This window comes from Micropruina sp., from assembly GCF_027492755.1.
GTDB lineage: Bacteria > Actinomycetota > Actinomycetes > Propionibacteriales > Propionibacteriaceae > Micropruina.
Map to the genome: position 1 here is coordinate 1 of NZ_JAPUED010000137.1, position 10,128 is coordinate 10,128.

The window sequence follows — 10,128 nt, forward strand, 5'->3', positions numbered from 1 at the left end:
CGATCCGGTGGGTGCGGTCGATCGCCTGCAGCTCGGCGGCCGGGTTCCACCACGGGTCGAGGATGAACACGTAGTCCGCCTCGGTGAGGGTGAGCCCGAAGCCGCCGGCTTTCAGGCTGATCAGGAACACCGGGTCGTCGCCGTCGCGGAACTTCTGGATCCGTGCCGCCCGGTCACGGGTGCGGCCGTCCAGGTAGGCGTAGCCGATGCCCTCGGCGTCCAACCGATTCCGCACCAGCCCCAGGTAGCCGGTGAACTGACTGAACACCAGCGCCCGGTGCCCCTCGGCGGCCAGCTCACCGACCAGTTCGAGCAGCGTGTCGATCTTGGCCGACACCGCGGACTGGCCCGGCATCACCAGCGCCGGCGACAGGGCCAGCTGCCGCAGTGTGGTGAGCGCGGCCAGGATGGTGATCCGGTTGCGGGTCATGTCGTCGACCAGACCCAGCACCTTCTTGCGTTCGGCCGCCAGTTGCCGGTCGTAGAGCCGCCGATGCCCCGGCGACAGCTCGATCGACAACACCTGCTCCTGCTTCTCGGGCAGCTCCGCGGCCACCGTCTCTTTGGTGCGCCGCAGCATCAGGGGCCGGACGCGGCGGTGCAGCCGGCCCAGCGCCTCGGGATCGGATCCGGACTCGATCGGCTTGCGGTATCGCTCGGAGAACCGGTTCGGGTCGGCGAACAGTCCGGGCGCCACGATCGACAGCAGCGACCACAGGTCCATCAGGTTGTTCTCCAGCGGCGTGCCGGTGATGGCGAATTTGGTGCGCGCAGAGAGCTTGCGCACCGACTGGTGTCCGCGCGCCTGCCGGTTCTTCACGAACTGCGCCTCGTCGAGCAACACCGACGTCCAGCGTTGCGCGGTGTATTCGTCCTCGTCGAGCCGCAGCAGCGTGTACGAGGTGACGACCAGGTCGGCGCCGTCGGCCAGTTCCTCGATCGAGGTGGCCCGCTTCTTCGCCGTCTGGGTCACGACTCGCACAGTGAGCCCAGGCGCGAACCGGGCCGCTTCGGACGCCCACGTGCCGAGCACCGAGGTCGGCGCGACCACCAGCAGCGGACGGTCCAGGTCGCCGGATTCCTTCAACGCGCAGGTCAGCGCCAGCGCCTGCATCGTCTTGCCCAGGCCCATGTCGTCGGCGAGGATTCCGCCGAGCCGGGCGGTGTGCAGGAAGTGCAGCCAGCGGAAGCCGTGCTCCTGGTAGGGGCGCAGCGTCGCCTGCAGCCCGGACGGCGGCGCAATCTCGGGCAGTTCGTCGAGGTTGAGCAGCGCCGACACCGAACGTTGCCAGTCGGCGGACTGTTGAGCCACCACGCCGAGGGTGACCAGTTCCTCCCACAACCCGGCATGCTCGGTGCGCAGCCGCAGCTGCGGATCGCCGTCGGGCGCCAACTCCTGCGCTTCGGCGATCAGCGACCGCAGCTGTTCCAGTTCGGGCCGTTCCAGGCTGAACCAGGTGCCGGACGGCAGGATCAGGTGAGTCTGCCCGGTGGCCAGCGCGGTGAACAGCTCGCGGTATTCGACCGGTTCGCCCTCGATACTGACCCGGACGTCGAGGTTGAACCAGTCCGCCCCTTCCTCGGGGTCGCTGACCGCCAGTTGCACCTCGGGCGCGTCGGTGGCGAGCCGGTACTCGACCGGCGTGCCGGTGACCTCGACCAGCACGCCGGCTTCACGCAGCGCCGGCAACCCGAGTTCGGCCAGTTGGGCGGTGCCCGCACCGGTCACCGTGGCGCGCTCCACCGGACGCCGCTCGGCACCCGCGGCGACCGTCGGCCACGGCCCTTCCGGCAAGGAGGCGAGCAACTCGTGCTCGATCTCGAGGTCACGCTGCACCGGCTGCGCCCCGGACGCCTCCAGCTCCACGTCGAAATCGGCCTCACCGACGCGATAGCGGAACCCCCACGCCAGGGTCGCAACGTGGCCGGGCAGAAACTCGACCGCCAGCACCAGCCGCGGCGGCATGGTCTCGGGCAGTTCGATGTCATCGGCCACCTCGAGTTTCACCAGCCGTCCGAGCGCGGGGCGGAACTGGGCGGCGAAGGCCGGCAGATCGGTCTGCGGAATGTCCAGCCGGGCGTGCTGCAGCAACAAGGCCTGCTGGCCCTTGCTGAGCGGTTCGGCGAACGGCACCAGCAGCAACTCGTGATCGTGCTCGATGGCGAAGCCGTGCGGCGGGTCGCCGAGCAGGTTCGCGTACGGGACGGCCCGCTCCAGGTCGCCGGTCACCGCGATGGTGTGCAACTGGACGCCGTCGTCGGTGCGGGTCAACCGGCTGACCAGGTGCGCCGGCTCGCCCAGCCGAACCGGCGGGGTGTCGCGTCCGGGAATCAGTTCGACGCCGGAGGCCACCGCTTCACGCAGCCAGTACCAGGCCGGCGAACCGAGCTCGCTCAGGTCGAGGTCGTCGGAGCGCCGCGAGTAGTAGTAGTTGGAGGTCGAGCGCTGGTCGCGGGTGCGGCCCAGGCCGGCCATCGCGACGCGCTGCGCCTCCACATACGAGCCCGACCAGGGGTATTGCAGGTTGTCCCAGCTGACCCCCGTCTTCACCCACCGCCCGGATCGCCCCCACTGCAACGGCCGCAGCTGGATCGAGCCGGACGTGCGGGTCACCTGCATGGCCAGCGGCTCGCCACGTCCGACGGCGGTGGTACCGGCCGTCACCTCGGTCAACGCCCGTTGCCAGGCCGGGGTCAGGGCGCGCACATTGACCAGCCGCATGTGCCACACCAACGCCGCAGCATGCTTGCAGCGCGTGTGCACCGGGCAACTGCACGACGTGCTGATCTCACCGGTCACCGCGTCATGCCGCACCACGGTCTGGTACACCCGGTACGACGAGCCGCGCACCCGGGCCTGCACCACGCTGCCGGTCTGGCTCGAACCCACGTTGATATTGCCGACCCGGCCCTGGTCGGCGTAGCTCTGGCCCCGGCTGAACGTGCTGGCGCCGAACAGGTCGGTCAGGTCACGCTCGCTCAGCTGATGGACCCACGCCGGATACTTCGGTGCCGTCATGCGGTGCGCGTCCCTTTCGACAGCACGAGCGGGCGGCGGCACTGAGATCGGGTGAGGGCCAACGAATGCACGGAGCGCGGCCTCCCTTCGCGGTTGTCGGCATGGCGCCGGGTCGAGTCCAGTCAACCAGTTTGCACCGACACACCCCGCGAGCCCTAAACCGATGCTTCCCGGACGCCTCGCGCGGCCGGCCCGTCCGGGCCACAATGATCCGATGTTGCTGCCGCCGAAGGTCGCCCAGGGTGTGCGCGAGGGTACGTTGACGCTGGCCTTCCGGCGCTGGCGGCGTCCCGATGTGCGCAGTGGCTCGGAGTTCCGCACCTCCGCCGGAGTGGTCCGGGTCGAGTCCGTCGAGGTCATCGAACCGGCCGAGATCACCGACGCGGACGCCGCCCAGGCTGGGCATCCGAACGCCGACTCGGTGCGCAGGCGACTGGCCGGCGAACCCGGATGGCCGACCTACCGGATCCGCCTCGGCTGGGCCGGCGAAGACCCCCGCATCGCGCTGCGGGGCGACGATGCCCTCAGCGACGCCGATGTCGCCGCCCTCGACGCCAAACTGGAACGGCTCGACCGGGCCAGCAGTCACGGGCCGTGGACGATGGACACCCTCGCCCTGATCCAGCGTCGTCCGCACACCCGCGCACCCGACCTGGCCGCCGAGATGGGCCGCGAGCGTGATCCGTTCAAGATCGACGTCCGCAAACTGAAGAACCTGGGCCTGACGATCAGCCACCCGGTGGGCTACGAAATCAGCCCGCGCGGCCTCGCCTACCTGGCCCGGACGCCGCGCGGGCGTCGCTGAGCGGCGGTTCGCTCCAAATCTCCAGGACATCTGGAGCAATCCTTGAGGTTGCCTCAAGGATGCGCTGAGCATCGCTGGGCAAAGTACCTGCATGCACCGGGACCACCGAGAACTAGGGGGCTCGGAGCCACGCGAGTAAGCGACCGGACGCCGCCAGCCACTTGGCAGGCCGTTCCTTGTTGGTGGGGGTGCCTCAAGGGACAGGGTCTTTCGCCGCGACGGCCAGACACCGGTGCACTGGACGCGCCGGCCGATGTCATTCGACATCGGCCGGCCGTTCGCAATTTCGGCACCAACCCCTCTTCGCTGCCGCGGGCCGGCGATGTCCAGCCAGTCTTGAGCAATCTTGAGCCGATCTTGAGGTTGTCTCCAGATGGCCTGCAAACAGCTCGCGCAGCATTGGTCACACACCCGGGGACTCGTCTGGTTACCGGGGCAGGACGCGAAGGGTCGAAGGAGGGGACTGGCATGGGGGTGACAGTCACATCCTTCGGTGGACGGGGGGCCGCCACCAAGCCCCGTCGCGCCGCCTCTCAGCCGCACGGGGGTGCGTCGTGAGTTGCTTGCCGGCCCGGGAGGACGCCGGCAAGCAACCCGTCGACGCCCCGGGTGTCTCATCCCCCAACGTCGCGTTGGACGATCTGCGCGATCAGCTGGATGACGACGCTGCCGTGGAGCGGTTCCGGCGGAACTACCTGGAGCTGCTGGAGCAGCGCATTCACGAGATCGCCAGAACGATCCGCGAAGGCCGCTCCGACGAGGCGGTCACCCGGCTGCTCACGCTGGAAACGTCCAGCCACATGGTCGGCGCCGACGAACTCAGCCTGCGAGCTGCCGCCTTGCGTCTCGCCGTGGGACATCGTCAGCCCGATGTCGGGGTGCTGTTCGCCGAGTTGGCGCGTGCGGCAAGCGTGACGCGCGAGTTGCTCTCGTAGGGCTGACGGCACGCGATCGTCCGCTGGCCTTAGCTCAGGTCGGGCGGCTCGGTGAGCGCGAAGTCGATCTGAGCGACCAGGTCGGCGACCAGGTCTAGTTGCGGCTGCGCGTCGCCGATCAACAGCTCCTCAAGCTCTTCGGCGGCATCCGCCGCGGCCTCATGCCCGAAGGTTCCGGCCGAGCCGCGCAGGCTGTGTACGACCGCCCGGCCATGCTCGCGGCCCTCCGCCGCCAGCATGCCGGCACTACGCCAGTCGCCCAGCCACGCGATCAACTGTTCCGCTCGGGCCCGGTTCGAGGTCCACGCCCGCTGCGCGAGGGCGCGGTAAGCGTCCGCCATCACCTCCGGTGAGGTCACGACGCCCACCCCAGCAACCGTCGCATCTGGGCGCCCAGGGTCATCGGATCGAACGGCTTGGCGATCACCCCTGCAACGTTCTCCTCGGGCTCATCGCCGTCCACCCGTGCGGTCAACAGAATCACCGGAATGTCGGCGGTGGCCGGATCACCCTTCAGCAGCTCGGCCGTTTCCAAGCCGTCCATGCCGGGCATCATCACGTCCATCAGGATCCCGTCGGGATGATGGAGTTGTGCCTGGCTCACGCCCGCCCGGCCGCCGTTGGCGGTGATGACGCGAAATCCATCCACCAATTCAAGTGCTGCCGCCGCCACCTGGCGGATATCGTCGTCGTCGTCGACCAGCAGCACAAGACGGGGTTCTGCATCGACCGGTATAGACATGGCAACTCCTCGCGTGGTGCGCTCATCGTAGTGGCGGACCGCCAAGAATCCGCACAGCGAAGCCATCCGGACGACCACCTGGCGTGGTGCCTAATTCATCATTGTGACAATGGGTCGAAGGCGGCCTTATACTTCAGCCCGACCCCCGTCAGTGAGCATCATCCCCCATGTTGCGAGCCGCCTCCATGTTGAAGTCCATGCCCTCACGCGCCTTTGCCGTCGTGGCCATCGTCGGCGCGCTGCTCGGCATCTTGTTCCTGGTGCTGATCGAAATCGCCCCGAATCAAGAGACCCGGGGCACCATCACCACGAGCTTCCTGTTGATCTTCGGTTCCGGTGCCGCGGGCTGCACGGCGCACCGCTCACTCACCAGCCAGGGCCGGCGTAAGCGCGCCTGGCTGTTGATTACGGTCGGCATCTGCGCGGCCGTGCTCGCCAATGCGGTCAGCTTGTTGCCGAGTCACGGCCTGTTCGACGTGAACTGGGACCAACTGGTCGATCCCATTCTGCTGATCGGGCTGCTGATCTGCCTGATGGGGCTGACCCTATTTCCTCCGCTGCGGCGCCGCGGAACCGATGTCACTCGGTTGATCATGGACGGCCTGGTTGTCGGCGGATCGGTGATGTTCATTGCCAGCGCCACCATCTTTCCCACACTGCTGGCCGGCAAGGACGGCTCCTTCGGCAGTCAAGCGCAGATTCTTGTGCTGCCAGTGCTCGACCTGCTGATGGCTACGGTCGCCATCCTGCTCATCGCGCGCAGCGGCGCTGAGAGCCGAATGGCCCTGATGCTGGTGGGTGCGGCGCTGCTGCTCTACTCAATCTCAGACATGGCCTACGCGGTCAACATGTCGCGCGGCAGTTCGGCGCTGGGCAGTTGGTGGGATGTGGGCTGGCTGTGCGGCTACCTGTTCTCGGGACTCGCCGCGCTGTACCCCGATTCGGGTCACTCCAAACTCACCGAAGCACCCGAGTCGTCCTCGTTGCGCAGCACCATCGTCTTCTTCGCGGTCTTCCTAGTGGCCGCGGCGGCAAACATGGTCGTCGGCTACAACGGCGAGCACACGGTGGTCACCCGTTCCGTGTGGGCGTTCCTGATCCTTACGGTCGTGGCGCGGCAGATCGTCCTAGTGATGGACAACGAGCAGCTGCGGCGTTCCTTGGAGGTGCGCGTCCTGGAACGAACGAAGGAGCTTCGCGAAATCACCACTCAACGCGAACTACTCCTCAGTTCGGTGGCGGACGGCATCTATGGCGTCGACCGGGGCGGCCGCATCACCATGGTGAACAGCGCGACAGCGACCCTGTTGGGACGTTCCGAGGAGGCGCTGATCGGCGCCAACGCACACGACCTCTTCCATGCCCCGCAAGAGGACGGCGAACCCTTCCCAGTCGATGGCTGCTACATCACCGATGCGACGAAGCTCGGTTTGACCGCCTCCGGCGAGGACGACGTGTACGTGCGCGGCGACGGCAGCACCATCATGGTGGAGGCGACCGCCAGCCCGCTGCAGGATGACAGCGGGGTGATCAGTGGCGCCGTGGTGGTTTTCCGCGACGTCAGCCAGCGCCGTGAGATGGACCGGATGAAGCACGAGTTCATCTCGTTCGTCAGCCACGAGTTGCGGACGCCGCTGACCTCCATCCGCGGCGCGCTCGGGCTGATCTCGGGTGGCGCCCTCGGGGAGATCCCGCCGAAAGCCGCGAAGATGATCGACATCGCCACGTCAGGCAGTGTCCGGCTCGGCCGACTGGTCAACGACATCCTCGAGATCGAACGCCTCGACACCGGCATGCTGCCGCTCTCCATCCGCGCACACGATGTGGCCGGTCCCTGCCAGGAGGCCATCCTGGCCACCTCCGGCATGGCCGACGCCGCCCAGATCAAGTTGAGCCTGGGCACCGTGCACAGCGATGGCCGCGTGCTGGCCGACCGGGACCGCCTGGTGCAGGTACTGATTAATCTGATCGGCAACGCCATCAGGTTCAGCGACCCCGGCGACAGCGTCGTGGTCGAGGCTGCGCAGCATGGCGACGAGGTCGAGTTCGCGGTGGGCGACACGGGCCGCGGCATCCCCCCGGACAAGCTCGAGGCGATCTTCGGACGGTTCAGTCAAGTCGACTCCAGCGACACTCGCGAGAAGGGCGGGACCGGTCTTGGCCTCGCGATCTGCCGCGGCCTGGTAGACCGGATGGGGGGGAGGATCTGGGCGGAGAGCACCCTGGGCAGGGGCTCGACGTTCCGGTTCTCGCTACCTGCGGAACCGCCTACCCCGGTGTCGGAACTCCCCGAGCCCGTTCGGTCGTCTGCGGGAGCCGGCAGACCTTGACCCTCACAACAGAAAGGCACCACGGACTTGATCATCCACGGCTCCGACTGGGCGAAGCCCACGGACGTCCTCACCATTCGTGTTTCTACCGGCAGCGGCAAGGGCCGCACCTCGATGGCGGCTTTCGATAGCGCCTTACGCGACGCCGGAGTGGCCGACCACAATCTGATCCGGCTGAGTTCGATCATTCCGCCGGGCACGGTCATCGAAACATGCGATTCCGCCGATCAATTGCGCGGCACGTTCGGCGACGCTCTCTACTGCGTCTACGCGGTGGCTTTCGCCACAGAACGTGGCGATGACGCGTGGTCGGGGATCGGCTGGTCACGAGCAACGGACGGTTCGGGCCGCGGTCTCTTCGTCGAGCACACCGGCCACGCCGAGGAACAGGTCCGGACAATGATCATGGCCAGCCTGACCGATATGGCCGACGGTCGCAGCGACAGCTTCGCGTTCGAGCACATGGTGCTCAGTTCGGCGCGCTGCTCGGGCCAGCCGGCCTGCTCGGTGGTCGTCGCCACATACCGGACCGCCGGCTGGGGCGCGGCATGAACGGCCTTGTGGAGGAGACTATGGAGGATCAGTTGGAAGGCCCTTGGGACTACGGCGACTTCAGCATCGTCTGCACCCGCCACCCGCGTCCGGACCTGATGGACAGCTTCTGGCCGGTCTACGAGGAGGCTTTCGGCCCGCTGCGCGTGCTCGCCGCCGCGCGACAGGTGCTCACCCCGGAGGAGTTTATGGCCGAGGTGGAGGACCCGCGGATCTGGAAGTACATCGCTCTCGATGCCGACGGCGGCCTCGCCGGCCTCACCACGCTGACCGACGACCTGTCGACCATGCCGTGGATCAGCCCCGAGTATTACCAGTATCACTATCCCGATGAATGGAATCGCAAGGCGATTTTCTACAGCGGTGTCTCGCTGGTCCGCCCGGATATGCGCCGCTACCCCGTCTTCGCCCGCATGATGACCTGCTTAGGTCAGAGAATCGCCGCGGTCAAAGGAATCTATGCGGTCGATATGTGCCGATACAATGACCACGAACGATCGGTCGCTCGGGCCGCAGAACGCGTGCTGAACCGCGTTGCCGAGTTCGAAGTACAGGCGGTCGACGTGCAGACCTATTACGTCGCACGCGCGACGGGGAATGGGAGCAGGGAGCAGTAATGAGCGATGGCACGCCTGGCGAACGACATGCGGTGATCATTGAGGACGATCCCGAGATCGCCGATCTGCTGGCGGTCGTCCTCACCCAGGCCGGCTTCCGCACCTACACCGCAGAGGACGGCCTCACCGGCCTGGAGCTGATCCGCGAACACGAGCCGACGCTGACCACGTTGGACGTCAACCTCCCCGGCATCGACGGCTTCGAGGTGGTCCGCCGCATTCGCGAGTTCTCGACCACCTACGTGGTCATGCTGTCCGCCCGGCGCGACGAGATCGACACCCTGACCGGCCTCAACTCCGGTGCCGACGACTACCTCGCCAAGCCGTTCCGACCACGCGAACTGCGGGCACGCGTGGAGGCGATGATCCGCCGCCGCGAGCTCGAACACCACATCCCCGGGGTGACGACGCCGTCCGTCGACGTCGATGCCGGTGACGGCGACTGGCTGGAGCACAACGGGCTGCGCATGCATCCCGAGATGCGGCTGGTCGAGCTGGACGGCCAACCGGTGGAGCTGACCCGGACCGAGTTCGACCTGCTGTCGGCGGTCATGCAACGCAGCCGGCGGGTGATCAGCAAGGACGAGCTGGCCGCCTTCGTGCGCAACGACATCAACAGCTATGTCGTCGAGGCCGACCGGCGCTCGATCGAGAGCCACATCGCCAACCTGCGTCGCAAGCTCTCCGATTCGGTGACCAACCCGCGCTTCATCGAGACGGTCCGTGGAGTGGGTTACCGGCTCGCCAAAGCTCAGCGCTGACGCCTCACCGCTCACCGCTGGTCACGCTTGGCGAGACCCTAGAAACCGCTGGTCGAGCTTGTCGAGACCCCTCACCGCTGGTCGAGCTTGTCGAGACCCCTCACCGCTCACCGTTGGTCGAGCTTGTCGAGACCCCTCACCGCCGGCCGAAAACGCTACTCATCCTCAGGATTCAACGCAGCAAGCTTGTTCGACAGCGCGGTGGCGAACGCACACCAGGCGGCGTAGGCACCAAGCCCCAGCGCAGCCCCGGAACTGACGGACGCGGCACGGCTGGCCAGCTTGGCCGACGACGCCGCGAGCGCTGCCGCGCCAGCGGTCGCCACGGGCAGGTTGTGGGCCCGGAAGAACAACCCGGACCAGCCGG

10 protein-coding genes are annotated in these 10,128 nt (G+C 67.3%); 6 read left to right on the forward strand and 4 right to left on the reverse strand.

Translation table 11 applies throughout. From position 1 onward, the window contains the following. A partial coding sequence (locus Q0066_RS09980; protein WP_298132491.1) for an SNF2-related protein occupies nucleotides 1-3,019 on the reverse strand: 3,019 nt, incomplete at its 3' end. A 214-nt stretch (nucleotides 3,020-3,233) separates the two neighbouring features. Here Q0066_RS09980 and Q0066_RS09985 point away from each other — a divergent pair. Then, nucleotides 3,234-3,824, forward strand: coding sequence for a hypothetical protein (locus tag Q0066_RS09985; protein ID WP_298132492.1), 591 nt, complete (start codon nucleotides 3,234-3,236; stop codon nucleotides 3,822-3,824). A gap of 554 nt (nucleotides 3,825-4,378) precedes the next feature. Continuing rightward, on the forward strand, nucleotides 4,379-4,759 hold the full coding sequence (locus tag Q0066_RS09990; protein WP_298132493.1) for a hypothetical protein: 381 nt from the start codon (nucleotides 4,379-4,381) through the stop codon (nucleotides 4,757-4,759). 29 nt (nucleotides 4,760-4,788) lie between these two features. Here the strand turns inward: Q0066_RS09990 and Q0066_RS09995 are convergent, their stop codons facing one another. Together Q0066_RS09995 and Q0066_RS10000 are read right to left on the reverse strand one after the other, a co-directional pair. Further along, on the reverse strand, nucleotides 4,789-5,118 hold the full coding sequence (locus Q0066_RS09995; protein WP_298132494.1) for an Hpt domain-containing protein: 330 nt from the start codon (nucleotides 5,116-5,118) through the stop codon (nucleotides 4,789-4,791). After that, nucleotides 5,115-5,501 carry a response regulator gene (locus Q0066_RS10000; protein WP_298132495.1) on the reverse strand — a complete coding sequence of 129 codons (387 nt, stop codon included), beginning with the start codon at nucleotides 5,499-5,501 and terminating at the stop codon, nucleotides 5,115-5,117. The genes Q0066_RS09995 and Q0066_RS10000 overlap by 4 nt, the downstream gene beginning before the upstream one ends. Nucleotides 5,502-6,094: 593 nt before the next feature. Here Q0066_RS10000 and Q0066_RS10005 point away from each other — a divergent pair. From Q0066_RS10005 to Q0066_RS10020, 4 genes are read left to right on the forward strand one after another with little or no spacing between them, the layout of a single operon-like run. Beyond that, the gene (locus Q0066_RS10005) at nucleotides 6,095-7,831 is read left to right on the forward strand and encodes an ATP-binding protein (protein WP_298132502.1); all 1,737 of its coding nucleotides are present in this window, start codon (nucleotides 6,095-6,097) and stop codon (nucleotides 7,829-7,831) included. Between the two features lie 27 nt (nucleotides 7,832-7,858). Next, nucleotides 7,859-8,383, forward strand: a complete 525-nt coding sequence (locus Q0066_RS10010) for a pyruvoyl-dependent arginine decarboxylase (protein WP_298132496.1) — start codon at nucleotides 7,859-7,861, stop codon at nucleotides 8,381-8,383. Between the two features lie 20 nt (nucleotides 8,384-8,403). Beyond that, complete coding sequence (locus Q0066_RS10015) at nucleotides 8,404-9,000, forward strand: hypothetical protein (RefSeq protein ID WP_298132497.1); 597 nt, start codon at nucleotides 8,404-8,406, stop codon at nucleotides 8,998-9,000. After that, the gene (locus Q0066_RS10020) at nucleotides 9,000-9,761 is read left to right on the forward strand and encodes a response regulator transcription factor (RefSeq protein ID WP_298132498.1); all 762 of its coding nucleotides are present in this window, start codon (nucleotides 9,000-9,002) and stop codon (nucleotides 9,759-9,761) included. Before Q0066_RS10015 ends, Q0066_RS10020 begins: the two co-directional genes overlap by 1 nt. 155 nt (nucleotides 9,762-9,916) lie before the next feature. Here Q0066_RS10020 and Q0066_RS10025 read toward each other — a convergent pair. After that, on the reverse strand, nucleotides 9,917-10,128 hold a 212-nt coding region (locus Q0066_RS10025; protein ID WP_298132500.1), incomplete at its 5' end, for a tryptophan-rich sensory protein.

Excerpts from the sequence above, each read along its gene's own strand:
- Q0066_RS10005 (WP_298132502.1), top strand. The coding sequence starts at position 6,095 with ATGGACGGCCTGGTTGTCGGCGGATCGGTGATGTTCATTGCCAGCGCC.
- Q0066_RS10015 (WP_298132497.1), top strand. The coding sequence starts at position 8,404 with ATGGAGGATCAGTTGGAAGGCCCTTGGGACTACGGCGACTTCAGCATC.
- Q0066_RS10020 (WP_298132498.1), top strand. The coding sequence starts at position 9,000 with ATGAGCGATGGCACGCCTGGCGAACGACATGCGGTGATCATTGAGGAC.
- Q0066_RS09985 (WP_298132492.1), top strand. The coding sequence starts at position 3,234 with ATGTTGCTGCCGCCGAAGGTCGCCCAGGGTGTGCGCGAGGGTACGTTG.
- Q0066_RS10000 (WP_298132495.1), bottom strand. The coding sequence starts at position 5,501 with ATGTCTATACCGGTCGATGCAGAACCCCGTCTTGTGCTGCTGGTCGAC.